Source organism: Ruegeria sp. BHSC276 (assembly GCF_059612945.1).
The window spans coordinates 93,710-118,456 of the sequence record NZ_JBXWRP010000011.1 but is presented as its reverse complement, the minus strand read 5'-3'; the positions used below and the strand labels follow the sequence as shown (position 1 = coordinate 118,456).

29 protein-coding genes, 1 tRNA gene and 1 pseudogene are annotated in these 24,747 nt (G+C 62.1%); 11 read left to right on the top strand and 20 right to left on the bottom strand.

Features of this window, described 5'->3' with window-relative positions; genetic code table 11:
* Positions 1 to 160: pseudogene (locus AC2FMD_RS17040) on the top strand (phosphate ABC transporter ATP-binding protein); the annotation flags it as partial.
* 15 nt (positions 161 to 175) lie between these two features.
* Positions 176 to 877, top strand: a complete 702-nt coding sequence (gene phoU / locus AC2FMD_RS17035; protein WP_496711087.1) for a phosphate signaling complex protein PhoU — start codon at positions 176 to 178, stop codon at positions 875 to 877.
* An 11-nt stretch (positions 878 to 888) separates the two neighbouring features.
* Here phoU and AC2FMD_RS17030 read toward each other — a convergent pair whose 3' ends face one another.
* Positions 889 to 1,800: a LysR family transcriptional regulator gene (locus AC2FMD_RS17030; protein WP_496711088.1), complete on the bottom strand. Its 912-nt coding sequence runs from the start codon at positions 1,798 to 1,800 to the stop codon at positions 889 to 891.
* Between the two features lie 97 nt (positions 1,801 to 1,897).
* Between AC2FMD_RS17030 and AC2FMD_RS17025 the strand changes: the two genes are divergently transcribed.
* Both AC2FMD_RS17025 and AC2FMD_RS17020 read left to right on the top strand, forming a co-directional pair.
* Positions 1,898 to 3,127, top strand: coding sequence for an acyl-CoA dehydrogenase (locus tag AC2FMD_RS17025; RefSeq protein ID WP_496795270.1), 1,230 nt, complete (start codon positions 1,898 to 1,900; stop codon positions 3,125 to 3,127).
* 129 nt (positions 3,128 to 3,256) lie between these two features.
* Positions 3,257 to 4,024 carry an SDR family oxidoreductase gene (locus AC2FMD_RS17020; protein WP_496741386.1) on the top strand — a complete coding sequence of 256 codons (768 nt, stop codon included), beginning with the start codon at positions 3,257 to 3,259 and terminating at the stop codon, positions 4,022 to 4,024.
* On the opposite strand, the gene AC2FMD_RS17015 is transcribed toward AC2FMD_RS17020, so the two are convergent.
* The 5 genes from AC2FMD_RS17015 to AC2FMD_RS16995 are packed head-to-tail and all read right to left on the bottom strand — an operon-like array spanning position 4,021 to position 8,891.
* Positions 4,021 to 4,890: an acyl-CoA thioesterase gene (locus AC2FMD_RS17015; RefSeq protein WP_496741160.1), complete on the bottom strand. Its 870-nt coding sequence runs from the start codon at positions 4,888 to 4,890 to the stop codon at positions 4,021 to 4,023. The two genes, AC2FMD_RS17020 and AC2FMD_RS17015, sit on opposite strands and share 4 nt — an antisense overlap.
* A gap of 52 nt (positions 4,891 to 4,942) precedes the next feature.
* Positions 4,943 to 6,160: a serine hydrolase domain-containing protein gene (locus AC2FMD_RS17010; protein WP_496741162.1), complete on the bottom strand. Its 1,218-nt coding sequence runs from the start codon at positions 6,158 to 6,160 to the stop codon at positions 4,943 to 4,945.
* A gap of 52 nt (positions 6,161 to 6,212) precedes the next feature.
* Positions 6,213 to 7,007, bottom strand: a complete 795-nt coding sequence (locus tag AC2FMD_RS17005) for an IclR family transcriptional regulator (RefSeq protein ID WP_496684362.1) — start codon at positions 7,005 to 7,007, stop codon at positions 6,213 to 6,215.
* Positions 7,008 to 7,010: 3 nt separating this feature from the next.
* Positions 7,011 to 8,048, bottom strand: a complete 1,038-nt coding sequence (locus AC2FMD_RS17000) for a phosphotransferase (protein ID WP_496795269.1) — start codon at positions 8,046 to 8,048, stop codon at positions 7,011 to 7,013.
* A 24-nt stretch (positions 8,049 to 8,072) separates the two neighbouring features.
* The gene (locus AC2FMD_RS16995) at positions 8,073 to 8,891 is read right to left on the bottom strand and encodes an SDR family NAD(P)-dependent oxidoreductase (RefSeq protein WP_496795268.1); all 819 of its coding nucleotides are present in this window, start codon (positions 8,889 to 8,891) and stop codon (positions 8,073 to 8,075) included.
* 151 nt (positions 8,892 to 9,042) lie between these two features.
* Between AC2FMD_RS16995 and AC2FMD_RS16990 the strand changes: the two genes are divergently transcribed.
* The 3 genes from AC2FMD_RS16990 to AC2FMD_RS16980 all read left to right on the top strand — a co-directional run bounded on the left by AC2FMD_RS16990 (position 9,043) and on the right by AC2FMD_RS16980 (position 11,369).
* Positions 9,043 to 10,044, top strand: coding sequence for an NADPH:quinone oxidoreductase family protein (locus AC2FMD_RS16990; RefSeq protein ID WP_496741168.1), 1,002 nt, complete (start codon positions 9,043 to 9,045; stop codon positions 10,042 to 10,044).
* A gap of 126 nt (positions 10,045 to 10,170) precedes the next feature.
* The gene (gene aroQ, locus AC2FMD_RS16985; protein ID WP_496741170.1) at positions 10,171 to 10,620 is read left to right on the top strand and encodes a type II 3-dehydroquinate dehydratase; all 450 of its coding nucleotides are present in this window, start codon (positions 10,171 to 10,173) and stop codon (positions 10,618 to 10,620) included.
* The gene (locus AC2FMD_RS16980) at positions 10,617 to 11,369 is read left to right on the top strand and encodes a helix-turn-helix transcriptional regulator (protein WP_496741172.1); all 753 of its coding nucleotides are present in this window, start codon (positions 10,617 to 10,619) and stop codon (positions 11,367 to 11,369) included. Before aroQ ends, AC2FMD_RS16980 begins: the two co-directional genes overlap by 4 nt.
* A gap of 345 nt (positions 11,370 to 11,714) precedes the next feature.
* On the opposite strand, the gene tsf is transcribed toward AC2FMD_RS16980, so the two are convergent.
* The 5 genes from tsf to AC2FMD_RS16955 all read right to left on the bottom strand — a co-directional run bounded on the left by tsf (position 11,715) and on the right by AC2FMD_RS16955 (position 15,503).
* Positions 11,715 to 12,590 carry a translation elongation factor Ts gene (gene tsf / locus AC2FMD_RS16975; RefSeq protein ID WP_496682959.1) on the bottom strand — a complete coding sequence of 292 codons (876 nt, stop codon included), beginning with the start codon at positions 12,588 to 12,590 and terminating at the stop codon, positions 11,715 to 11,717.
* A gap of 77 nt (positions 12,591 to 12,667) precedes the next feature.
* Positions 12,668 to 13,447, bottom strand: coding sequence for a 30S ribosomal protein S2 (rpsB, locus tag AC2FMD_RS16970; protein WP_496741174.1), 780 nt, complete (start codon positions 13,445 to 13,447; stop codon positions 12,668 to 12,670).
* A 168-nt stretch (positions 13,448 to 13,615) separates the two neighbouring features.
* Positions 13,616 to 14,470: a lyso-ornithine lipid O-acyltransferase gene (gene olsA, locus AC2FMD_RS16965; RefSeq protein ID WP_496795267.1), complete on the bottom strand. Its 855-nt coding sequence runs from the start codon at positions 14,468 to 14,470 to the stop codon at positions 13,616 to 13,618.
* Positions 14,457 to 15,212, bottom strand: a complete 756-nt coding sequence (gene olsB / locus AC2FMD_RS16960; RefSeq protein ID WP_496741178.1) for an L-ornithine N(alpha)-acyltransferase — start codon at positions 15,210 to 15,212, stop codon at positions 14,457 to 14,459. Before olsB ends, olsA begins: the two co-directional genes overlap by 14 nt.
* Positions 15,213 to 15,320: 108 nt before the next feature.
* On the bottom strand, positions 15,321 to 15,503 hold the full coding sequence (locus AC2FMD_RS16955) for a DUF3553 domain-containing protein (protein WP_496682951.1): 183 nt from the start codon (positions 15,501 to 15,503) through the stop codon (positions 15,321 to 15,323).
* Between the two features lie 46 nt (positions 15,504 to 15,549).
* On the opposite strand from AC2FMD_RS16955, the gene AC2FMD_RS16950 reads away from it, so the two are divergent.
* Positions 15,550 to 16,146 (top strand): histidine phosphotransferase family protein, encoded by a 597-nt coding sequence (locus tag AC2FMD_RS16950; RefSeq protein ID WP_496741180.1) that lies wholly within the window; start codon positions 15,550 to 15,552, stop codon positions 16,144 to 16,146.
* Positions 16,147 to 16,155: 9 nt separating this feature from the next.
* On the opposite strand, the gene AC2FMD_RS16945 is transcribed toward AC2FMD_RS16950, so the two are convergent.
* The 9 genes from AC2FMD_RS16945 to AC2FMD_RS16905 form a co-directional block, all read right to left on the bottom strand.
* Positions 16,156 to 17,418, bottom strand: a complete 1,263-nt coding sequence (locus AC2FMD_RS16945; RefSeq protein ID WP_496741182.1) for a glutamate-5-semialdehyde dehydrogenase — start codon at positions 17,416 to 17,418, stop codon at positions 16,156 to 16,158.
* A 51-nt stretch (positions 17,419 to 17,469) separates the two neighbouring features.
* Positions 17,470 to 18,576 carry a glutamate 5-kinase gene (gene proB / locus AC2FMD_RS16940; protein ID WP_496741184.1) on the bottom strand — a complete coding sequence of 369 codons (1,107 nt, stop codon included), beginning with the start codon at positions 18,574 to 18,576 and terminating at the stop codon, positions 17,470 to 17,472.
* Entirely contained in the window at positions 18,564 to 19,598 is a 1,035-nt protein-coding gene (obgE, locus tag AC2FMD_RS16935; protein ID WP_005983058.1) for a GTPase ObgE, read from the bottom strand. The genes proB and obgE overlap by 13 nt, the downstream gene beginning before the upstream one ends.
* A gap of 37 nt (positions 19,599 to 19,635) precedes the next feature.
* The gene (locus AC2FMD_RS16930) at positions 19,636 to 20,172 is read right to left on the bottom strand and encodes a GNAT family N-acetyltransferase (protein ID WP_496741186.1); all 537 of its coding nucleotides are present in this window, start codon (positions 20,170 to 20,172) and stop codon (positions 19,636 to 19,638) included.
* On the bottom strand, positions 20,169 to 20,777 hold the full coding sequence (locus AC2FMD_RS16925; protein ID WP_093962047.1) for a LysE family translocator: 609 nt from the start codon (positions 20,775 to 20,777) through the stop codon (positions 20,169 to 20,171). Before AC2FMD_RS16925 ends, AC2FMD_RS16930 begins: the two co-directional genes overlap by 4 nt.
* Before the next feature lie 95 nt (positions 20,778 to 20,872).
* On the bottom strand, positions 20,873 to 21,142 hold the full coding sequence (gene rpmA / locus AC2FMD_RS16920) for a 50S ribosomal protein L27 (RefSeq protein WP_005983052.1): 270 nt from the start codon (positions 21,140 to 21,142) through the stop codon (positions 20,873 to 20,875).
* 11 nt (positions 21,143 to 21,153) lie between these two features.
* Positions 21,154 to 21,765: a 50S ribosomal protein L21 gene (locus AC2FMD_RS16915; protein ID WP_496682937.1), complete on the bottom strand. Its 612-nt coding sequence runs from the start codon at positions 21,763 to 21,765 to the stop codon at positions 21,154 to 21,156.
* A 209-nt stretch (positions 21,766 to 21,974) separates the two neighbouring features.
* The gene (locus tag AC2FMD_RS16910; protein ID WP_496682934.1) at positions 21,975 to 22,784 is read right to left on the bottom strand and encodes a DUF2059 domain-containing protein; all 810 of its coding nucleotides are present in this window, start codon (positions 22,782 to 22,784) and stop codon (positions 21,975 to 21,977) included.
* Positions 22,784 to 23,626 carry a DUF2059 domain-containing protein gene (locus tag AC2FMD_RS16905; protein ID WP_496741189.1) on the bottom strand — a complete coding sequence of 281 codons (843 nt, stop codon included), beginning with the start codon at positions 23,624 to 23,626 and terminating at the stop codon, positions 22,784 to 22,786. The genes AC2FMD_RS16910 and AC2FMD_RS16905 overlap by 1 nt, the downstream gene beginning before the upstream one ends.
* A gap of 123 nt (positions 23,627 to 23,749) precedes the next feature.
* On the opposite strand from AC2FMD_RS16905, the gene AC2FMD_RS16900 reads away from it, so the two are divergent.
* The 3 genes from AC2FMD_RS16900 (at position 23,750) to AC2FMD_RS16890 (ending at position 24,569) form a co-directional block, all read left to right on the top strand.
* Positions 23,750 to 23,839: transfer RNA gene (locus AC2FMD_RS16900), tRNA-Ser, on the top strand.
* A 35-nt stretch (positions 23,840 to 23,874) separates the two neighbouring features.
* On the top strand, positions 23,875 to 24,006 hold the full coding sequence (locus AC2FMD_RS16895) for a hypothetical protein (protein ID WP_496795266.1): 132 nt from the start codon (positions 23,875 to 23,877) through the stop codon (positions 24,004 to 24,006).
* A 44-nt stretch (positions 24,007 to 24,050) separates the two neighbouring features.
* Positions 24,051 to 24,569: a hypothetical protein gene (locus tag AC2FMD_RS16890; RefSeq protein WP_496741191.1), complete on the top strand. Its 519-nt coding sequence runs from the start codon at positions 24,051 to 24,053 to the stop codon at positions 24,567 to 24,569.
* Positions 24,570 to 24,747: the final 178 nt, after the last annotated feature.

Below are 24,747 nucleotides of genomic sequence, written 5' to 3'. Positions count from 1 at the left end.
TGTGATCGTGACCCATTCGATGCAGCAGGCCGCCCGCGTCAGCCAGAAAACCGCGTTTTTCCACCTGGGCAGCCTTGTCGAATACGGTGACACCGGCCAGATCTTCACCAAGCCCCAGGACCCGAGAACCGAAAGCTATATTACCGGCCGCATCGGCTGAGGACAGGAATACGCCATGAGTGAACAACATATCGCCTCTGCATTCGACCGCGATCTTGAAGCTGTCCAAGCCCATATCATGAAGATGGGCGGTCTGGTCGAAGTCGCCATCAGCAACGCCGCCCGGTCGCTCGAGACACGCGACGAAGAACTGGCCCAGCAGGTGCGTCAGGGCGACAAGGAGATCGACGCGCTCGAGGACATGATCAATGAAGAAACGGCGCGGTTGATCGCCCTGCGCGCGCCCACGGCCGGCGACCTGCGGCTTGTGCTGTCGGTGCTGAAAGTGTCGGGCAACCTTGAGCGCATCGGCGACTATGCCAAGAACATCGCCAAGCGCACGACCACGCTGGTCGAGGCCCCGCATATCGGCAGCAGCGCGGCCGCGCTGCGCCGTATGGCGCGAGACGTCGAAACGATGCTGCGTGATGCGCTCGACGCCTATATCCAGCGCGACTCCGAACTGGCGCAGGACGTCATCCGACGCGACGAGGACGTGGACCTGATGTACAACGGCCTGTTCCGCGAGCTTCTGACCTTCATGGCCGAGGACCCGCGCAACATCACGGCCTGCATGCATCTGCATTTCATCGCCAAGAACACCGAGCGCATGGGCGACCACGTGACGGCGATCGCCGAGCAGGTGATCTATCTTGTCACCGGCGAGCGTCCGACCGAGTCGCGGCCCAAGGCGGACACGACATCGCAAACCGTCTGAACGCGGCGCGATCAGCGGGGCAGGGTTTCTTCGTTTTGGGCCTGCGATGCCAGCCAGTGCCGGAATTCGCGCAGCGACGGATCGCCTGACTTCGTGCTGGGCCAGACCAGGTAATAGGCGCCCATCGTCTCGACGGCGCCCAAAAAGGCGGTGATCAGCCGCCCGGTGGCCAAATCCTGCTCGATAAGATAGCTGGGCAGCAGCGCCACGCCCAACCCGTGAACCGCCGCCTGGTTGATGGTGGTAAACTGGTCATGGACGGTGCCGGGCAGGGGGCTGGGCGCTGTCACGCCCTGCTGCGCGAACCACTCCTGCCAGGCGCGCGGTCGGGTCTGAATGTGCAGCAAAGGCAGTTTCAGCAACTCTGCCGCATCCTTGGGCGCACCGGACGGCAGCAGCGCGGGCGCACACACCGGCACGACACGCTCGACCTTCAGCAGCAGCCGCTCGGTTCCGGGCCAATCCGGTTCGCCGAAATGTATCGCTGCATCAAAGGGTTCGGCGGAAAAATTGAACGGGCGCAGCCGGGTCGACATATTGATCGTGATGTCGGGATGCAGCCGCGCAAAATCGGGCAAGCGTGGTACCAGCCAGCGCATTCCGAAGGTCGGAAGAATGGCCAACTGCAATGTGCCGCCCGCCGGCGTCACATGCAGCCGCAACGAAGCCTGCGCGATCTGGTTCAGGCTTTGACGGATCTCGGCCACATACTCCCGAGCCGCCGGGGTCAACGACAGCCGTTTCCGGTCACGCTGGATCAACCGAACACCCAGCTGCGCCTCGAGCGTCTGCAATTGCCGGCTGACCGCGCTCTGGGTCAATGACAGTTCGTCCGCGGCGGCGGAGGCCGAGCCGAGACGATCCAACGCCTCGAGCGCGCGCAGGGATGAGATCGACGGGAACAGGCGGCGTTTGGTTTCCATCCATGCGTTTTACTCATGAAACCTTGCAAATGTCTCGCTGTATTTTGCGCAAATTGCGGGGTAGGGTGCCGCAAACCTTGAAATCCGGAGCGAAGACATGAATGCCCCCGATACAAAACCCGCGCTGCGCGCCAAGGATGCGCCCGATCTGGGCCGATTTGCCTGGGATGATCCGTTCCGCCTGAACGATCAACTGACCGAGGACGAACGCCTGGTGGCCGACAGCGCCCGCGCTTATGCGCAGGAAAAGCTGCAGCCTCGGGTCACGGCTGCTTTCCAGAATGAGGAAACCGACCCCGAGATCTTTCGCGAGATGGGCGAAATGGGCCTGCTGGGCACCACGATCCCCGAGGAATATGGCGGCATCGGCGCGGGCTATGTGACCTATGGCCTGGTCGCGCGCGAGGTCGAGCGCGTGGATTCCGGCTATCGCTCTATGATGTCGGTGCAAAGCTCGCTGGTGATGTATCCAATCTATGCTTATGGCAGCGAGGAGCAGCGCCGCAAATACCTGCCCAAACTGGCCAGCGGCGAATGGGTCGGCTGTTTCGGACTGACCGAGCCGGATGCCGGATCGGATCCGGCCGGGATGAAGACCCGGGCCGAGAAGATCGACGGCGGCTATCGGTTGACCGGCAGCAAGATGTGGATTTCGAACGCGCCGATCGCCGACGTGTTCGTCGTCTGGGCCAAGTCCGATGCGCATGACGGCAAGATCCGCGGTTTCGTGCTGGACAAAGGCGCCAAAGGGCTCAGCGCGCCCAAGATCGAGAACAAGCTCAGCCTGCGTGCTTCAATCACCGGCGAGATCGTTCTGGACGGCGTCGAAGTCGGCGAGGACGCGCTGTTGCCGCATGTTCAGGGTCTCAAGGGGCCGTTCGGCTGTCTGAACCGCGCACGCTATGGTATCAGCTGGGGCGTGATGGGCGCGGCCGAGTGCTGTTGGCACGCGGCACGGCAATATGGGCTGGATCGCAAACAGTTCAACCGTCCGCTGGCCCAGACGCAGCTGTTCCAGAAGAAGCTGGCCGACATGCAGACTGAGATCGCGTTGGGCCTGCAGGCCAGCCTGCGGGTCGGGCGCCTGATGGATCAGGCCGAAGCCGCGCCCGAGATGATCTCGATCATCAAGCGCAACAATTGCGGCAAGGCGCTGGACATCGCGCGCATGGCCCGCGACATGCATGGTGGGAACGGGATCTCGCTGGAATTCCAGGTGATCCGGCACATGGTCAACCTGGAAACTGTGAATACCTATGAAGGCACGCATGATATCCACGCCTTGATCCTGGGGCGGGCACAGACCGGTTTGCAGGCTTTCTACTGATCTCACACGAGATACGCGTAATCGGTATTATGGTAACTTTGGGTAGTGCCAACGCCGCCACGTCCACGTTGGCGGCGTGTTTTCATGCTGTTACCGTCGACAGCGAAACCAATGAAGGCGGAACACGACATGGAATTGCAGGACAAGATCGCTGTCATCACCGGCGCGGCCCATGGAATTGGCAAAGGATTGGCCGAGCGCTTCGCCCGCGAAGGCGCCCGGGTCGTCTGCGCCGATATTGATCTGGATGGCGCCCAGATGGTTGCCAGCACCATTGGTGGTCACGCGATCCGATGCGACGTTGCCAACGAGGATGACATCCGTGATCTGATCGACAACGTCGAGGCCTCGGTCGGCCCGATCGATCTGTTCTGTGCCAATGCCGGGATACTGACCCTGGGCGGACTGAACGTGCCCGACGACCACTGGGACCGGATCTGGAAGATCAACGTGATGTCGCATGTCTGGACGGCCCGTCATCTGGTGCCGCGCATGGTCGCGCGCGGTGGCGGCTATATCCTGACGACCGCTTCCGCCGCCGGTCTGCTGAATCAGCCCGGCGCGGCGCCTTATGGCGTGACCAAACACGCGGCCGTGGGTTTTGCCGAATGGCTGGCGCTGACCTATGGCGACAAGGGTATCCGCGTTTCGGTCCTATGCCCCCAGGCGGTACGCTCGGAAATGACCAAGGGGTTCGAGGAATCGGTCGCCTCGATCGACGGAATGCTCGAGCCCGAGGACGTGGCTCAGGCCTGCGTCGAGGCCATCCGCGCCGAGACATTCCTGGTGCTTCCGCATCCGCAGGTTCTGGACTACATGCGGCTAAAAATCGCTGATTATGACCGCTGGCTGAGCGGAATGCGGAAGCTTAATCAACAGTTTGTCGGAGATATCTAAGGCTTTTTCCGGGCGCGGCGCAGCAGGCCTTCCTGCGCGACCGACGCCACCAGCGTACCGTCCTGCGCATAGATCGCACCGCGGTTGAAGCTGCGCCCCTGCCCCGTCCACGGCGCATCCATCGCGTAGAGGTGCCAGTTCTGGAATTGCACCGGCGCGTGGAACCAGATCGCATGGTCCAGGCTGGCGCCGTTGATCTCTCCGGAGAACCAACTCAGACCATGCGGCCTCATCCCCGAGCTCAGCAGCGCCATGTCGGAGGCATAGGCCAGCAGAAGGTGCTGCGTGACGTGATCGGCCTGATCGGCGGCGCCCATGCGGAACCACAGGAAATTGCGGTCATCGGCCTTTACGGGTTGAAAGATGTCCAGCGGATCGACCTCTCGCACTTCGATCGGGCGTTCACGCAGCAATTCCGCGCGCAGATGGTTCGGTACGCGGGTAAGATACCGCTGCCGCAGGTCATCGCGCGAGGGGTGCTTTTCGGGCGGCGCGACATCCGGCATCGGGTGTTGGTGCTCCCAACCCTCATCCTGAATGTGGAACGAGGCCGACATGTTCAGGATCTGCTTGCCGTGCTGAATCGCCACCACGCGACGGGTTGTGAAACTGCCTCCGTCTCGTGCGCGATCCACTTGATAAACAACCGGAATATCCGGGTCACCGGGGCGGATGAAATAGGCGTGCAACGAATGGCACAGCCGGTCCTCGACCGTCTTGTAGGCCGCCGCCAGAGCCTGGGCGATCACTTGGCCGCCGAAAATCCGCGTTGGCGTTTCTCCGCCCGAGCCCACGCCGCGGAACAGGTCCACCTCGAGGCGTTCGATATCCAGCAGATCCAGCAGAATGCGTTCGGCTTCGGTCATGGGCTTGTCTCCGGAATCACGGTTCAGGCCTCGCCTAGCAGCCCCGCGACGGTCATTCAATCAGGGCGGCCTGGACCAGCGCCTTCAACTGAGATCGCGACGGATAGGAACTGGACGGTGCCAGTTGCGTGAAGAACACCACGGTCAGATCGAGAACCGGGTCGATCCAGAAAAATGTGGACGCCATGCCGCCCCAACTGAAATCTCCGACCGAGCCGGGCGTGCGGGCGCGGGCCGGGTCCAAAACCACTGCACCGCCGATGCCGAACCCCATGCCCTCCATCGGCTGTTCGGCGAAACTCTGCGGTCCCATTGATGCAATGTCGCCCGGCAAGTGGTTGCGCACCATGAATTCCACGGTTCTTGGCCCTAGCAGACGATTGCCGTTACCGGTGCCTCGGTTGCGCAGCATATCGGCGAAGCGGGCATAGTCGTCGATGGTACCGACCAGCCCGCCGCCACCGGAAAACAGCGTAGCTGCCTCGAAGGCCGACTCGCCGGGCTGATCGACCAACCGCAGCGTCTCATTGCCTGCTTTGGCGGCATTCAGCGCCATCGCGTCGCCCTCAAGCGGGGTGTACAGGGACGCGAACCGCTCCCCTGCCCCCGTAGGAACGGAAAACCCGGTTTCCGTCATGCCCAGCGGCGCAAATACGTTTTCGGCCAGGAACCGGTCCAGAGTCTGGCCCGATGCAACCTCGATCACGCGCCCGATCACGTCGATGCCAACCGAGTATTCCCATCGCGCGCCCGGTTGAAAGGCCAGCGGCAGGTCGGCCAGCGCCTGCACCTGATCGGCAAGGCAGCCTTGATCGGGCTTGAAGATCAAGTCGCGCGCGTCCATCTCCGCCGGCAGAAGGCCCGGATTGAACGGATAGCTCAGCCCGCTGGTATGGGTCAGCAATTGGTGCAACGTCGGCGACGGCGCCGGTTCGGTCTGATCCAACCGCGTCGCATTCGGGATCAGCGCCTGCATGTCCAGGCATTCGGGCAAAAACTCGGACACCGGGGCATCCAGGTGAAAAAGTCCCCGTTCTGCCAGCATCATCAATGCAACCGAAGTGATCGGCTTGGTCATGGAATAAATGCGCACGATCGTGTCGCGCGTGAAAGGCAAGCCCGCCTCGATGTTGCGCTGACCGCAAGCGTGAAAATGCACCTCGTCGCCGCCGTGGCGCAGCAGAACCGAGCAGCCGGGATATTTTTTCCTATCGACATAGGCTTGCATCCAGGAATTGATGCGTTCCAGCCGTGTAGGGGCAAAGGTCATGGCGCGACCTCCCTGATAGTAAATCCACCAATGCAGGGGCGTGTGGCAACCGTCATGGCCGCAGACTCAGTTGCCTGGCCGCGTCGATCAGCTTGGCGGCGTGTTCAGAGGCAAGCTCTTCGGGCGTCACATAAAAGCTCGGGCCGCCGATGTTCAGGCCGAACACCCGCCCGTCATCCGCCGAAGGAACCGGCACCGAAATTGCGTGCACGTCATCCCGCCACAGCGAGAAACCGGTGCAATATCCGCGCGCAACATATTCATCCTGCGCCATTTCTATCGATCGCTGCAGATCGTCGCGTTGCAGCCCCAGATCCTGCTGGGCCGCTTCGACGGCGGCGGCGCGTTGATCGGGGGTCATGCCCACCAGAATGGCGCGCCCCATCGCCGACGAGAACAGCGGCAACCGTGAACCGACATGCATCGTCAGCGCGACGTTCTGGGTGGATCGGCTGACGGCTACATAGACGACCTCGGCGCGGTGCGCTTCGCCCAGGGCCGCCGTCAGATATGGGTTGGCGCCGGCGCGCAGTTCACGCAGAACCTCGCCAGCGCGTTCGCAGATATCGGTGCTGCCCAGAACGCCGAAGCCCAGCCGCAGAACTCCGACCCCCAGACGATAGGCGCCGCCGGGCTGATCCTGCACCAGGTACCCCAATTGGCACAGCGTATGCGTCAACCGGGAAATGGTCGGCTTTGGCAGGCCGGTGCGGTCGGCAAAGTCGGTATTGGTCAGCGCGGTATCGCCGTGCCGGAATGCCCGCAGGATCTGCAGCCCCCGAGCCAGGGCCGTGACGAAGTTGCGGTCCTTTTCATCTGGTTCCAGCTGTGCCCGGCGGGTGGTCACTGGTCAATCGCCCCGCGATTCCAGGGCCGCAAGCCCGTGTTGGGCGAAGATCGGAACATACGCGCCGAAAGCCTGTGCGCGGGTCGGGTCGGATGCATTGCCGTCCAGCGCCCGTTTGTAGACCCCCTGAAGGATGGCCGCCATCCTGAAGAAATTGAACGCCAGGTAAAAGCCGAAATTGTCGATTCCTGACAACCCGCGCCGGGCACAGTATTCGGCGATGAATTCCGCATCGGACGGAAGTCCAAGCGCTGCGCGGTCTATGCCGGCCAGGCCGCGCCCCTCTTTTCCGGGCGGCATCTGCCATTGCATGATGACCGCGGCCAGATCGGCATAGGGGTGGCCGATCGTCGACAACTCCCAATCCAGAACGCCCACGCAGCGGGTGCCGACGGTGTCAAACATCAGATTGTCGATACGGTAGTCACCGTGAACAAGCGTTCTCTGCCCGTCCTCCTCGGGGATCGAGGCGGTCAGCGCGCCGATCAACCGATCCATGTCACCGATGGTACTGGTCTCGGATGCGCGGTACTGTTTGGTCCAGCGCGAGATCTGCCGTTCATAGTAGTTGCCCGTCGGCCCATAATCTGACAGGCCGACCGCATCGATGTCGACCATGTGCAACTCGGCCAGCACCCGGTTCATCTCGTGCAGGATCGCGGCGCGGGTTTCGTTGCTTTCGCCTTTCATCGTGGGTTCAAGGAAGATGCGCCCCTCAAGCCGCTCCATGACGTAGAAGGCCGAGCCGATCACCGACTCGTCTTCGCACAACAGCAACATGCGCGGCACAGGCACATTGCTGTCGGCCAAAGCGCGTTGCACCCGGTATTCGCGGTCAACGGCGTGGGCGGATTTCAGCAACGCGCCCGGCGGTTTGCGCCGCAGGACATAGCGCCGTTCCGGTGTCCGCAATTCGTAGGTCGGGTTGGATTGCCCGACCGCGAATTTGGTGGCGTCGAGCGGGCCGCGATAGCCCGGCAGATGCGCGCCGAGATAGGCATCGACCGCAGCGAGGTCCAGTTCGTTGGAGTCTTGGGTCATGTCACCCGTCCTGTTCCGCGACCGTTACATGGCTTCGGCAAAGATGTTCCCCCCGGTCAGAACGTTGATACCGCCCGAGACGGGAATCACGGCGCCTGTCACATAGCTGCCGCCGCGCCCGCACAGAAACAGCATCGATCCCGCGATGTCCTCATCACGACCCACACGGCCCAGCGGCACCGATTTCCCGACCTTCTCGCGTTTGTCCTCGTCCGCCGTAGCAAAGGCGGTCATCCGCGATACGAACGGCCCCGGTGCCAACGCATTGACGGTGACGCGGTGGGGCGACAGCTCTTTGGCGAGGATCTTGGTCAGGTGGATCACCGCCGCTTTCGAGGCCGAATAGCTGTAGGCGCCATCGCCCATCGGAACCTCGCCCATGACCGAGCCGACATTGACCACCCGGGCCGGGTCATCATCGGACCCGGACTTGATCAACAGCGGCAGCAGTTTCTGCGTCAGGTGAAACACACCGGTCACGTTCACCGACATGACCTTGTCCCACGCGTCATAGGGGAACTGCCCCAAAGGTGCGCCCCAGGATACGCCCGCGTTGTTCATCAGGATATCAAGACGTTGCGTTCGGGTGTTGACCTCGGATACCAGCGCGTCGATCCCGGCCTCGCAGCCGACGTCCCCGGCAAACCCTTCGGCGCGACCCGGCGCATCCAGCGCGTTGAGTTCATCGGCCACGGCCGCGCAGTCCGCGCCCTTGCGCGAGGCAATCAGCACGCGCGCGCCGGCGCGCACCAAAGCCTCGGCGGCCATGCGCCCGATTCCCGTGGCACCTCCGGTAACCAGCGCCATTTTTCCGTTCAGAGAAAACAGGTTGTCTGGTGTCATGGATCTCCTCCCCAATCCGAATTTTTCGATCCGTCCTGCCGATCGGCCGCGATCCGTTTCACTGTGCAGAATTGCATTTCACAACTTCCTTGACAACATCGCGCCGCAATCGGACCTTCAAGCCAACAGATGACGAGGATCGGAATACCAAATGCAAGCTTTACTCAGCGTCGCCCCGGGCGGTCCGGAAACCCTGAAACTGACCATCCTGCCCGATCCCGCGCCGAAAAAGGGTCAGATTGCTGTCCGCATCCGCGCCGCCGGCGTTAACTTTCCCGACACGCTGATCATCCGCGATCTGTACCAGATGAAGCCGCCCCGCCCATTTGCCCCCGGCGGCGAGATCGCGGGCGACGTGATCGCGTTGGGCGATGGCGTGTCGGATCTGGAGGTCGGCGACCGTGTGCTGGCCCTGACCGGGCATGGCGGCTTTGCCGAACAGATCTGCGTTTCGGCCGCCAGCGCCGTCAGGTTTCCCGATTCTATGTCCTACGAAGACGCCGCAGGCTTCATCTTCACCTATGGCACCTCGTATCATGGGCTCAAGGACCGCGCGGCGTTGCGGCCTGGCCAGACCCTGCTGGTGCTGGGCGCCGCGGGCGGCGTCGGTTCGGCGGCGGTGGAACTGGGCAAAGCCATGGGCGCACGGGTGATTGCAGCGGTGTCCTCGCAAGACAAGGCCGATTTCTGCCGCGACCTGGGCGCAGACGAAACCCTGGTCTATCCCCGCGACATGGATCGCGAAGCCCAAAAAGCCCTGTCTGCCGAGATCAAGAAACTTGCGGGTGGTGAAGGCGTCGATATCGTCTATGACGCGGTCGGCGGCGACTATGCCGAACCCGCCTTGCGGGCGATGGCGTGGAAAGGCCGGTATCTTGTGGTCGGGTTCCCGGCCGGCATTCCCAATATTCCCCTCAACCTGCCCCTTTTGAAGGGCTGCGAAATCGTCGGCGTGTTCTGGGGCGCGTCGGTGTTTCGTGACCCCAAGGGCCATGCGGAAAACGTCAACGAGCTGTTCGGACTGTACCTGGCAGGCAAGATCCGACCGCGTATAACCGCGAAATTTCCGCTCGAAGAGGCGGGCAAGGCGCTTGAACTGATCGAGGATCGTTCGGTGCTCGGGAAAGTTGTGGTCACGATGGAGACAGCCTGAACGCCTACGCGGCCATACCGAAAAACAAAAATGCCAGTGCGATTCTCCTTGTTCGCCTCATGCGAGCAAGCTTTGTAGACGCATGCGCGATTCAAGGTTATGAAAAGGCATGGGGACAGGATGATAATGCACAGTATTCTTGTATTGAACGGGCCGAATTTGAATCTGCTGGGCAGCCGGCAACCCGAGGTCTATGGCCATACGACCCTGCAGATGCTGGAAGACCGCTGCGTTGCGCATGGCAAAGCCATCGGCGTGACGGTCGAAACCTTTCAGTCCAACCACGAGGGCGCCCTGATCGATGCCATTCATGCCGCAAGCGGTGTCCATGACGGCATCATCCTGAACGCCGGCGCCTACACACACAGCTCGATCGCGTTGATGGATGCGATCTCATCCGTCCAGTTACCGGTGGTCGAAGTGCACATGTCCAACATCCATGCACGCGAATCCTTTCGGCACAGATCCTTCATCGCGCCGGTCGCGCTCGGGCAGATCTGCGGTTTCGGCGCACAGAGCTATGTTCTGGCTTTGGACGCCCTTGCCGGTCATTTGCAGGACACGGGGGGCGCATGAACCTAAGCGAGTATCTGAATTTCCTGAGCTATGTGAAAACCCTAGAAGAGCTCTGGGCCGCTCATACCGACCAGATGGAGCGATACGGGTTCGACCGGCTTCTGTATGGCCATACCCAATATCGCACGCCTACGTCGCTGGGAGATCCCGAAGATTTCGTGATCCTGACCAACCACTGCAAGGAATACATGGACGGGTTCCTGCGCGATGGGCTGTATTTCCACGCGCCGATGCTGAAATGGGCCCTGAATCACGAAGGTGCGGCCAGTTGGCGCATGATCCAGGATATGATGTCCAGCGGCACCATGACGGCCGAGGAGCGCAAGGTCTACGATTTCAACAAATCCAAGGGAATAACAGTCGGTTACACGGTCAGCTTTACCTCGGTGTCGGTTCGCTCGAAGGGTGCGATCTCGCTGGCCTCGCTGAGCCGCACGCAGGACGAATTGGACGCGATCTGGGCCGAGCATGGTGCCGATATCCTGCTCATGAACAATGTCGCGCATCTCAAGATCCTCACCCTGCCCTATGTTCCGCCGAACCGCGCGCTAACCAAACGGCAACGAGAGGCGCTGGAGTGGGTCGGAGACGGCAAGACGACGCAGGACATCGCGCTGCTGATGGGGCTGACCTCGGCCACGGTCGAAAAACACCTGCGTCTCGCGCGCGAGGCGCTATCGGTCGAAACCACGGCCCAGGCCGTGCTGAAGGCGTCGCTGCACAATCAGATATTCGTCATGGAAGCCTAACCTGCACACCCGCGCCCAACTTCAAGTTGACGCTGGGTAAGGAATACATGACTTTCCCGAACGCCCCCAAAATCGCACAGTGATATCGTTCCGTGAGTGGTGGCTTTGGCCAGGGAACATTGGGTCGGATCCTTGTATTTCCAAGGCAGTTCGACCACCGTCTGGCGACGGGCGCTTATTCGTCCGCGATCCGTTGTTGGTAATCACGGGGGGCCTCGTCCATCCCCATTAGTAGCGAGGCCTCCCGACATTCTTCTTCCGACTTTCGCACTAAAAAAACCGGCTGCGCGGGGCGCAACCGGTTCGGTCTGGTTGGCCCGGCACAATTGCCGGGCGCTGGCCGGGTCAGCCTTGCGCGGCCTTGGCGACCTCGGCGGCAAAGTCTTCTTTCTCGACCACGATGCCTTCGCCCACTTCCAGGCGCACGAAACCGGTGATGGTTGCGCCGGCTTCCTTGGCCGCGGCTTCGACGGTCAGGTCCGGGTTCACCACGAACTGCTGGTTCAGCAGGGTCGACTCGGCCACGAACTTCTTCATGCGGCCTTCGATCATCTTTTCGATCACCTGCTCGGGCTTGCCGGATTCGCGGGCGATGTCCATCTGAACCTGCTTTTCCTTCTCGACCACGGCCGGATCCAGATCGGCTTCAGACAGAGCAGCCGGGTTCACGGCGGCGATGTGCATAGCAATCTGTTTGCCGATTGCTTCATCACCACCCGACAGAGCAACCAGAACACCGATCTTGCCCATGCCGGGGTTTGCGGCGTTGTGCACATAGGACACCACGCTGTCGCCTTCGATCTTGGCCATCCGGCGCAGCGACATGTTCTCGCCGATCTTGGCGATCTTGTCGGTCAGGATGTCGGCAACGGTCTTGCCGCCCAGATCGGCGGCCTTCAGCGCTTCGACATCGTCGACATTCAGCGCCGCTTTTGCGATCTCGCCGACCATTTCCTGGAACTCGGCATTCTTGGCGACGAAGTCGGTTTCGGCGTTGACTTCGACGGCAACACCCTTGCCCCCATCGACGATGACGGCCACCAGGCCTTCGGCCGCGGTGCGGCCCGATTTTTTGGCCGCTTTGGCCAGACCCTTGGTGCGCAGCCAGTCGACGGCGGCCTCCATGTCACCATTGGTTTCGGTCAGCGCCTTCTTGGCGTCCATCATGCCTGCGCCCGTCGCGTCGCGCAGTTCTTTCACCAGTGCTGCTGTGATTGCCATGGTTCGGCTCTCCTCAATTCAAATGGGATTGGGGCAGGTCATACCCTGCCCCATATGTCAGTCATGTGACAGGCAGCTTACGCCTCGGCGGGGGCTTCGCTGGTTTCGGCCACGGCTTCTTCTGCCTGAGCTTCCTCCAATGCGCCCAGATCGACGCCAGCGGCACCCAGCTGCGCCGACATGCCGTCCAGCGCCGCGCGCGCAGCAAGGTCGCAGTACAGCGCGATCGCGCGGGCTGCGTCGTCGTTGCCCGGGATCACATAGTCCACGCCATCGGGCGAGCAGTTGGTGTCAACCACGGCCACGACCGGGATGCCCAGCTTGTTGGCTTCGGCAATGGCCAGGGCTTCTTTCTTGACGTCGATGACGAACAGCAGATCCGGAACGCCGCCCATCTCGCGGATACCGCCCAGCGAGGCCTGCAGCTTGGCCTGGTCACGCTCCATGCCCAGACGCTCTTTTTTGGTCAGGCCTTCGGCGCCCGATTCCATGGCTTCGTCGATCTGGTTCAAACGCTGGATCGACTGGGAAACGGTTTTCCAGTTGGTCAGCGTGCCGCCCAGCCAGCGGTGGTTCATGTAGTATTGGGCCGACTTCTCGGCGGCTTCGGCGATCGGGCCAGCAGCCTGACGCTTGGTGCCCACGAACAGAACACGCCCGCCCTTGGCGACGGTGTCACGAACGGCTTGCAGCGCCTGGTCCAGCATCGGAACGGTCTGGGTCAGGTCGATGATGTGGATACCGTTGCGCGCGCCGTAGATGTACGGAGCCATGCGCGGGTTCCAACGTTGGGTCTGGTGGCCGAAGTGAACGCCAGCTTCCAGCAGCTGACGCATGGTGAACTCGGGAAGAGCCATGCTGTGTTTTCCTTTTCCGGTTTACGCCTTGGCGGGGGTGAAAGAAGCGGTTGCTCCAACCGGCGGCCGTAATGAGGATGTCTCCCTCAAAACGGCCAAACCCCGCCTGCGGGTTTGAATGGCGCGCGTATACGGCAGGATATCGGGCAACGCAAGGGGTAAACGCCCCTATTTTTCAGGGCGCGCCCAGGCGTGCGCATGGCGGATGGCCTCTTCGCAATGGGCCGCCAGCGCCTTCCGGTCGGGAAAATCGCTGACCTTGGCCGGCGCGTGATAGATCAGTTCGACCCGCCCCTGACGCCGCGCGCCCAGTGTCTTGAGCAGATGCGGCCCGAAATCCATGTCGCCCCACCAGCCATAGAACCTGACCGGTTGCCCGGCTGGTGCATGATAGATCACCGTCACCGGCTGAACATACATGAAGTCACGCAGTTCCTCGGCGAAGAACGCCGCAAAAAGCGTTGTTTTGAAAGGCAGAACCCGCAACCCGTCGGTCGAGGTGCCTTCTGGGAAGAACAGCAGCTTGTGCCCGGCTTTCAGGCGCTCTTCGAACAGCTTGGTCTGCGCGTGGGCCTTTCTGCGGTCACGTTCGATGAACACGGTCCCGGCGGCGCGGGCTAGAAAGCCGATGCCGGGCCATTTGGCCACCTCGGCCTTGGACACGAAATACACCCGCTTTCGGGCATTGAGCGCGAAGATGTCCAGCCACGATGAATGGTTGGCCACAACCGCGCCGTGCTGTCGCATCAACGCGCCCGAGGTCTGGAAACCGATGCCCAGGATACGAAATGCGTTGCGCGACACGAATTGCGGGACATAGGCCGAAACCGGGCGGCGTATCCCGCATAGGGGGCGTTCGAACAGGCGGATGGTCAGCAGAACGATCAGCCCAACGAACACCAACAGCGCCAACGGCAGCCCGCGCACCAGCACCAGAACCCAGCCCAGCGGGCCCAGCCGGACCGGATCGGGGGCGTCGTCGCTGTACCAAAGCACCTGGTTCATCACGTCACGCTCCGCCATAGATGCGCCTCTGCCGGTCGTTCATGCGCGCGGTGTCAAGGATCAGGCAGACATCGGTGGTGTTGAAGGCGTGGTCGATGAAGGCCCCCTCCCCAACGAACCCGCCCAGCCGCAGATAGGCCTTGATCAGCGCGGGCACCTGCAACATCGCCGCGCGGCGGTCCAGCTTGTCGGGGGCGACCAGGTCCATGCTTTGAAACACGTCTGGTTGCGCCCGCACGCGCAGTTCTGGCGGGGCCAGGTGCTTGTGGTGCAGCATCGACAAGGGCTGCGCCAGCGCCTGCACGTCGGTTCCGTGGAAACTGGCGACTCCGAACAGAACCTCGATGTCCCGCTCGGCCACATAGCGTGCCAGCCCGTTCCACAGATGATACATCGCGGTTCCGCCGCGATAGTCGGGATGCAGACAGGACCGGCCCAGCTCCAGCAGCTTGCGCCCGCTGCGCTTCAGGTCCGTCAGGTCATATTCGTCTTCGGAATAGAACTGGCCCAGTTCGGCCGCCCGGTCTCCGGGCAGCAGGCGATAGACGCCGACAACCGCACCGGTCGAGTCGTCATAGGCCAGCATGTGATCGAAATACGGATCGAACCGGTCGCGCTCAAGGCGTTCGGCGTGATCGACCATCTCACCACCGCCGCCCAGTTCTCGCACGAAGACGTCATAACGCAGTCGCTGCGCCGCGCGCAGTTCGTCATCGGTTTCGGCAAGTTTGACTTTGAATGAAAGGCCTGCGTCCGGCATTTGGCAAGGTCGGTTTCCAGTTGCGATCTCAGCGCTGATACCGCAGCCGCACGGCGAATGGCAACACGAACCGGGTGGCGAGCACCGTTAACCTTTCCTAAACCAGTTTCAGGGATCAAGAACCGGCATCAAGGCGATGCGTGTTCCGTCAATCACCACTTTGCCCTGGTCGCGAAAGTTCACGGTGATCTTGCCCGCGATGTTGGACTGGACCTGTCCAACACCCCAATCGGGGAAATCGGGGTGGCGGACATACATGCCCGGTGCAAGAATGGCATTCATATCTGTCATGCGGCGGCTCCGGGTCGTGCATGGGCGGATATTTCAGGAGGTACGCATGGGCGACACTAACGTCAACCTGGCCGAGTTGATCGGCTCTCGGATCTGCCACGATCTGATCAGCCCGATCGGCGCGATCACCAATGGGCTGGAGCTGTTGGAAATGGTTGGCGGCACCCAAGGCCCCGAGATGGAGCTGATCACAGGCAGCGTCGGCAGCGCCGGGGCGCGAATCCGGTTCTTCCGCGTGGCCTTTGGCGCGGCCAGCGATCAGCCGCTGGGCCGCAGCGAAGTGACGGACCTGCTGCGTGATGTCGAGCGTGCGGGCCGTGTCCGGGTGCATTGGAACGTCACCGAGCCGATGCCGCGCAATCAGATCAAACTGGCCTTTCTGGCCATCATGTGCTGCGAAAGCGCCATGCCGATGGGCGGCGAGGTCAAGATCGACAGCGTGGGCGACAAATGGACGGTCACTGGTACGGCCGACCGCATGAATGTTGATCCGGACCTGTGGAAAAGCCTTCCGACCGGCACATTCGCCAACAAGGTTACGCCGGCGCAGGTGCAATTCGCCCTGCTGCCGCAGACGGCGGCCGCACAGGGCCGACGGGTCACGGCCGAGACGGGCGCGACCCGCGTGGTGCTGCGGTTTTGACGCGGCGACTCAGGCGCGCGTCGTGCCGTTGCCGCGCACCAGGTATTTGAAGCTGGTCAGCTGCGCCGCCCCCACCGGGCCGCGTGCGTGCATCTTGCCCGTGGCGATCCCGATCTCGGCGCCCATTCCGAACTCACCTCCGTCGGCAAACTGGGTCGAGGCGTTGTGCATCAAGATCGCACTGTCGAGCCGTTCAAAGAAGCGGTAGGCGGCTGACTGATCCTCGGTCATGATGCAATCGGTGTGGTTCGATCCGTATTGGCGGATATGCGCGATTGCCGCGTCGATATCGGCCACCGGTTTTGCGGCGATGATGCTGTCCAGAAACTCCTTGCCCCAATCGTCATCGCTGGCCGGCACAGTGCCTTCGGTGGCCAGCGCACCTGCGGCATGCACCTCGACGCCCGCGGCCAGCAGCGCCGCGATCACGTCGCGCCCCAGCGTTTCCGCGATATCCTGATGCACCAGCAGGCATTCTGCCGCACCGCAGATGCCGGTACGGCGGGTCTTGGCGTTCAGCACCACGTCCAGCGTTTTCTGCGGATCCGCTGCCTTGTCGATGTAGATGTGCACGATCCCTTCAAGATGGGCAAAAACCGGCACCCGCGCCTCGCGCTGAACCAGCCCGACCAGCCCCTTGCCGCCGCGCGGAACGATGACGTCGACATAGTCGGTCATGGTCAGCAATTCCTGCACCGCCGCCCGGTCACGGGTCGGGACCAGCTGGATCGCATCCTCGGGCAGGTTTGCGGCCTTCAGACCCTCGACCAGACAGGCGTGGATCGCGGTCGAGGAATGAAAGCTCTCGGATCCGCCGCGCAGGATCACGGCGTTGCCCGATTTCAGGCACAGCGCCCCGGCATCCGCGGTCACGTTCGGGCGGCTTTCATAGATCACGCCGATCACGCCAAGCGGGGTGCGTACCCGGCGGATGTTCAGCTCCGAGGGCATGTCCCAATCGGCCAGAACCTCACCCACCGGATCGGTCTGTTCGGCCACGGTGCGCAACCCGTCGACCATGCCCTGAATGCGCGCCTCGTCCAGCATCAGACGGTCCATCATGGCCGGGCTCAGACCCTTTTCGCGGCCATAGTCCAGGTCTTTCTTGTTGGCCTCGATGATCTGTGCGCGCTTCTTCCACACGGCTTCGGCGGCGGCCATCAACGCCGCGTGTTTGCGTTCGGCCGAGGCGAAGGCCAGGTCCCGAGACGCATCCTTGGCGCGCTTGCCAAGATCGGCCATCAGGGCGGGAATGCTGTCAAAGTCCTTCATGTCATCTGCCTTTCCGGTCGTCGGACCAGCCAAATCTATCAGTTTTCGCGGCTACAAAGCCAGATCGTCACGGTGGATCATCACCGCACGGCCGGGATAGCCGAGGGTGTCCTCGATCTCGGAGGATTTGCGACCCTTGATGGCGTCGGCCTCGTACGCGGTGTAGCGGCTGAGCCCCAATCCCATGCGTCGGCCCTCGTGGTCCTTGATGGCCACCGGGTCGCCCCGTCCGAAATCGCCCGTCACCTCGACGATGCCGGCAGGCAACAGGCTTTTGCCATTCTCCAGCGCGCGCGCGGCCCCTGCATCGACCGTGATCTCGCCCCGCGGCTTCATCGCCGAGATCCAGCGTTTGCGCGCCGCATGCGGGTCCAGCTTGGCCTTGAACCAAGTGCTGTTCGCGCCATTGTTCAGCAGTTTCAGCGGGTTCAAAGGCGATCCTTCCGTAATCGCCATGTCGCAGCCCGCCGCCGTCGCCATCTGCGCGGCCATCAGCTTGGTCTTCATGCCGCCCTTGGACAGCCCCGAACCGGCGTCACCGGCCATCGCTTCGATCTCGGGCGTGATCGCGTCGATCACGTCAAACCGGGTGGCAGAAGGGTCCTCGGCAGGGTTGCCGGTGTAGAATCCATCGACATCGGACAGCAGAATCAATTGGTCCGCACCGACGGTCACGGCGATCTGCGCGGCTAGGCGATCATTGTCGCCGTAACGGATTTCATCCGTGGCCACCGTATCGTTCTCGTTCACGATGGGCACAACACCCAACCCCAGCAGAGTTTCCAGCGTCGCGCGCGAATTCAAGTACCGGCGGCGGTTCTCGCTGTCTTCGAGCGTCACCAGAACCTGCGCCGTGGTGATGTTGTGCGGTGCCAACGCCTCTTCATAGGCCCGCGCCAGCCGGATCTGCCCGACGGCGGCAGCGGCTTGAGATTGCTCCAGCGACAGTGCGGTTGCGGGCAGGCCCAGAACACCGCGCCCCAGGGCGATCGAACCGGAAGAGACCAGAACCACATCCGTCCCCTGCCCTTTGAGCCACGCCACGTCCTGCGCCAGCGAATGCAACCAGTCCGAACGCAGCTTGCCGGTCGCACGATCGACCAGCAACGCCGAGCCGATCTTGACCACCAGGCGCTTTGCGTCGGTCAGGGCTGCCACGTCTCGCGCTCCTCGGTGGGTTTCTGGCGCAGGCGGTTCTCGTCGATCTGGGCGCGCAGGGCTCGCAGAACTTCGGTCACGCCCTGCCGGGCGACGCCCGACATGGTCATGACAGGGCCACCCACGGCCTCTTCCAGCTCGGCCTTGGCCAGTTCAAGCTGTTCTTCGTCCAACGCGTCAATCTTGTTCAGCACGGTGATACGGGGCTTGTCGGCCAGCGCGCCGCCATAGGCCTCAAGCTCGTGGATGATGGTGTGATAGTCCTGCGCGATGGTCTCAGACGTGCCATCGACCAGATGCAGCAACACCGCGCAGCGTTCGACATGGCCCAGGAAACGGTCGCCGATGCCGCGGCCTTCATGCGCGCCTTCGATCAGGCCGGGAATGTCGGCCACCACGAACTCTACGTTGTCCACGCCGACGACGCCCAGATTGGGGTGCAGCGTGGTAAAGGGATAATCGGCGATCTTGGGCCGGGCGTTCGAGGTGGCGGCCAGAAAGGTCGATTTGCCCGCATTCGGCAGGCCCAGCAGCCCCACATCGGCAATCAATTTCAGACGCAACCAGATTGTACGGTCTACGCCCGGCTGCCCCGGATTGGCCCGGCGCGGCGCCTGGTTTGTGGCCGATTTGAAATGCAGGTTGCCAAAACCACCATTGCCACCCCGCGCCAGCAGGACACGTTGCCCCACCTCGGTCAGGTCGGCGATCACCGTCTCCTGATCCTCGTCCAAGATCTCGGTTCCGACGGGCACACGCAGGATGATGTCGTCGCCATCCTTGCCGGTGCGTTGCTGGCCCCGGCCGGGCTGGCCGTTCTTGGCAAAGAAATGCTGCTGATAACGGAAGTCGATCAGGGTGTTCAGCCCGTCCACGACCTCGGCCCAGACGGACCCGCCCTTGCCGCCGTCCCCGCCATCGGGGCCGCCGTATTCGATGTACTTTTCGCGTCGGAAGCTGACGCACCCGCTACCGCCGGCCCCGGACCGGATGTAGACCTTTGCAAGATCGAGAAATTTCATGTCAGTCCCCTACTGCAAAGGCCCCATCGGCCACAAGTCAGAGTTTTTTGCTGTACGTCCAGGTGGGCACATTTGCGTCGCGCGCCACCGAGAAGCTTTCGGCATCGCCAAGATACTGGAACCCGCAATGGGTCAGAACACGCGCCGAGGCGGGATTGTCCTGAAACACGCTGGCAAACATCGTGGCGTTTTCCAGCGGGTTCGCCTGAACCAGCGCTTCCACCGCCAGCGAGGCGATGCCCGTGTTCCAGTACAAGGGCGCGACCCAATAGCCCACTTCGGACTGGTTGCGATCAAGCCGCTTGAGCGAGATCACCCCGATCAACTCGGGCCCGCCATCCTTGGTGGCGTCCATGGCCCAGACGTCCTCGTCCCGATCCTCGGCCATGGCGCGGGTTACGAAAGCCTCGATCGAACCGGGCGGCAAAGGGTGCGGGATCGACGTGGTCATGCGCGCCACGCGCTCGTCCCCTGCGTAATGCTCGATCAGGCCCATGTCCGACCGGCGCAGCGGGCGCAGGTCGAACCGCTCGGTATCAATGACCGGCTGATTTATGATTGCCTCAAGTTTCATTGGTGTGTTCCTCCTCCGAACAACACGAAAAGTACGGATGCAACAGTCAGACCCGCGAGAGTCCACATCAGATATTTTTCCGCCGGCCTTCCCGCAACCACGCGGGCAATTCTATCCCCCGCAAAGGTCCAGATCGGATGCAGGACCAACTGGCAAGTCAACAGAACGAGCGCGATCGTGAGCGTCGCACTCAGCACCGATGTCCCCGCCGCTACGAAACCGGTGAACCCCGCGATGATCATCGCCCACGCCTTGGGGTTCAGTGGATGCACCACCAACCCGGCCCAGAATCCGGGAACCGACTCGCCCGCGCCCTGATTGGACAGGCGAAGGTTGGCGATTTTCCACGCAAGCCAGCAAATATAAGCCGCCGAAGCGTATTTCAGAACTGCAAACGCGGTGGGGGCCTGTTCCGCCAGTTGCAGAAGACCAAAGCCCAACGGCCAGATGATCAGCTGCTTGCCCAGAATCACGCCCGCCACGAAAGGCAGTGCCGCGCGGAACCCATAGCGCGCACCCGTTCCCAACAGGACCATGTTGGCCGGTCCCGGCGTGCCGACCTGGCTGGCGGCAAAGATCAGGAAACTGGTGGTCGCAACGGGCATCGGGGTTTTCGATCACATCTGCGTCAAAACGAAAAAGGGACCGGCACTTTGTGCCGGTCCCCCATGAATTTTTCTTAAACCTTCTGGGTTTCGGCTTACTCTGCGGCCTCCGCCACTGGCAGGACCGAAATGAAGGTGCGGTTTTTCAGTCCCTTGTGGAACTTCACGGCGCCATCAACGGTTGCAAAGATGGTATGATCCTTGCCCATGCCAACGCCTTCGCCCGGCCAGAACTTGGTGCCGCGCTGACGCACAATGATGTTGCCTGCAACGGCAGCCTGGCCACCATACAGTTTCACGCCAAGGCGACGACCCGCTGAGTCGCGGCCGTTACGGGAGGAACCGCCAGCTTTTTTATGTGCCATTCTCTCTCTCCTTAGCCTTTGGCCAGCTCTTTGGCCTGCTCAACCCATTCGGGTTTCACTTTGACCGTTTCGATAGCAGCAATCTGCTCGTCCGACAAGGCGGCCAGAGCGGCAAAGCTTTCGATACCGGCTTCGGCCAGTTTCTTGGCAGCTGCGGGACCAACACCGGTGATCTTGGTCAGATCGTCAGCGGCAGCATCGGCCGGGGCCTCTGCCTTGGCAGCGGCTTTTTTGGCGGGTTTCGCTGCTTTCGCAACTTCACCTGCCGGTGCGGAACCGGTGGCGGCCTTTACGCCCGACTTGTCCGCGCCCGAGGGCAGGATGTCCGTGATCTTGACCAGGGTCAGCTTCTGACGGTGGCCAACGGTGCGCTTCGAGCTGTGCTTGCGGCGGCGCTTGACGAATTTGATGACCTTGTCACCTTTGATCTGTTCGATCACTTCTGCCTGAACGGCCGCGCCATCGATGAACGGCGCACCGACAACGGGGGCATCGCCACCCAGCATCAGAACGTCGTTGAATTGGACTTTTTCACCTGCGTCGGCAGCCAGTTTTTCAACGCGGAGCACGTCGCCCGCCTGAACCTTGTACTGCTTGCCGCCAGTCTTGAGGACTGCAAACATGCGTCTTTCCTTTTTCTACCGCGTTCTGTGGTCCCCGTCAGACGGGTGTTTCGGCCAAAGCCACCTCGAACAGCGCGCCCTTTTCGGGCGGATGAACGACCATCAGGGCGCACCCGTCCGGCCAGCAATAACGAGACCCGGCGCGGAGGTTCCGGCCGGGATGCGCGCTTATCCATGGATACCGGCCCAAAGTCAACACCAAACCGCGCCTAAAGATCTGATGCGTTCAGAACCTGCCCCACCGTAAAGCCAACCTGATAGGAAAGATCCTCGTACATGTCGCCAAGCCCCGCAAACAACGCGCGGTTCAGCGCCCGGCCGGCCTCGGTCCGGGAAAAAGCGATGTTTTCGCGCAGCTGCGCCGGATCAAGCGGACCATAGGCCAACATCAGGAACGAATACAGCCATTCGCGCGTGTCATCCTCGGTTTCTCCGGCCTGTTCGAGCAGTTGCGCCAGCATCTGGTCACTGTCCGCGACCACGCCCTGCCCGTCGGCGAGCCCGCGCAAAAACGCGTAATCCGCGCCGAGGGTGCCGGCGACATTCTGGTCCACTAGGTCATTGATCTGGACAAATTCGTCGATCAAGCGAAAGAACTCGGCCTCCTGATCCGCCCCGGCAAGGGCGTCCAAGGCCGCCTGCCGGATCGATTCTTCCGAAAAGGCCCGCCGGGCGGAATTCTCGAGCCGAACGACCGTCCGGCCGGTCTCGCCCTCGAAAAACACGGCCGCCTGTGTCATCTCGGTCGCGGTCATCCCGGCGGCCAGGGACTCGATCAGCCGATCATGCATCCACGCAGGGTCATAGAGGTCCTCGATCTGAGCCCGCAGATACGAGCCGCCCCGGCCCTCCAGCATGGCCGCGTCGATGTCACCGACTTGCTGAACGCCCTCGTTGCTGAGAATCTGCGCCACCTCGCGCAGGTGCAGCGCTGCAGCCAACCGCTCGGCCGTCTCGGACGTTGCCGCGGCGGCCGCCCATCCGGCGCAGATCAGCCACAGGGTCAGAACGACCCGCATCAGATGTCCTGAACCGGGCGCAGCTCGGCCATCCGCGCGGCCAGCGTCTCGAACCGAGTCGCCATGATCTCGTACTGCACCGCATTGAGCAGTTCATAGACCTGCTGCATCAACGGATGCTCGAGCGCGCGGGTGTAGGCCTCGAGATCGGCGTCCGAGAAGGTTTGATAAGTATAAGCGGCATTGGCCAACGCCGACTGCTGCATTGATTGGCGCATCTGGGTCTCGTTCGCCTTCATCATCGCGCGCAGGCCGTCGGCGTCGAGTTGCAGATCGATGACACCGGCCGCACTGGCAGCCAGAAGAAAACGCACCTGGATTTCCTGGACCGCCCGCAGCGCCGTTTCGCTGGCGTCGATCGCCCTGTTCATCCGCTTGAGGATCTCGACCCGCATCGACCCCTCTCGGACCAGATCGGCCACGATCCTGAGACCCTCGGCCTGCTTGGCGTCATCGTCCTCGATCATGTGCGAGGCGTTCTCCGCTTCGACCAGTCGCTGCCCCAGATCCGAGGCATAGAACTCGACCGCATGGGCCAGGGCCTCGTCGCTAAGCGTCTGCTCCAGTATGGACACAGCGGTTTCGCGCATCTTTTCGGTGTCGAACACCTCTTCCGACAACCGTGTCCATTGCGAACCGAACCCCTCGGGGTCGATCCCCACCATCTGAGGCGCCGAAGCGGACGCCAGCGCGATGCTCTCCAGCGCCACGTCGAATCCGGTGGTTTCGAGGAAGGCCTCAATCCGGTCTCGGCTTGCGGCCTGCGCCGCCTGCCCAAGCGCAAACAGCAGACCCAGCGAGAAAATAGCGATACGAGCGATGAAGGTAATGGTGTATTGCATGGGCTTCAGCCTAGGATATTTCATCGCTCAGGCAATGGAAAATCGGCCGGATGCGATATTGACGAATTTTCTGCTTGCACCCTCCGGCGATCATCACTAAATCCCCCCCTCACAGACCCCCGCGGAGAGGTGCCGGAGTGGTCGAACGGGGCGGTCTCGAAAACCGTTGTGGGTGCAAGCCCACCCAGGGTTCGAATCCCTGTCTCTCCGCCACTATCCCCATACATAATCGCATTGCAGTACGCGGCTTGGATGAATTCATCGCGCCGTTTTCCCGCGACGGCGTGATCTTGCCGGCCGAACTGCGTCGATCAGCGCCCGGCGGCTCAAACGCGGATCGGGGAAGGAAAACACGGGTTTTACCTTTTGAACTCAACTAGTTTGAGCACATCTCGATACCATGCATCCAAAGAGGAGACCCGTGATGTCCCGCCTGATCCTTATTGCCGTCATCGCCGTTCTAGGCGTCGGCGCCTACATGTATTTGAACCAACCCGAACCCACTCCGGCCGAGAAACTTGAATCGGCCGCGCAACAGGCCGGAGAGGCCATCGGCGACGCCGCGACCGCCGTGACCGAAGCCGCAGAGCAAGCACTTTCGGAAGCTGGAGATCAAGCCAGCGAAGCTGCGTCTTCAGTCGTCGAGCAGGCCTCGGAAACTGCCGAGCAGGCGGGTCAGGCCGCCACTGACCTTGCCGATCAGACCAGCGATCAGGTGGCTGCGCTGACGGCTCAGGGAAGCGAACTGATCAACGCTTGGGTTCAGGAGGGCATGCTGACCGCGGATCAGTTCGACTATGACAAGATGGTTGACGAGGTGCGCAACAGTCAGCTGAGCCAGGACATCCAGGCCAAGGTCATTGCCATTCTGGACGAGATCAAGGCGGCCCCGGAAACCGCCGCCCTGAAGCTGCAGGAATTACGCAACCTGCTGATCCAATGAGGTTTACCTGGGCCGCCCGGCAGCCTGGCCCAGGATGTCCGGCCATGCCGAGTGGCTTCCGTAACGTAACGGAACGGGTCGATTGACGGACAGGGCCGCATTTGCTTGGCTTGGCTTCAACAGGCTGCCCTGATCGGCTTGGGCCTTGGTTGATCCCAGCGTGCGGGCAATCCACCCG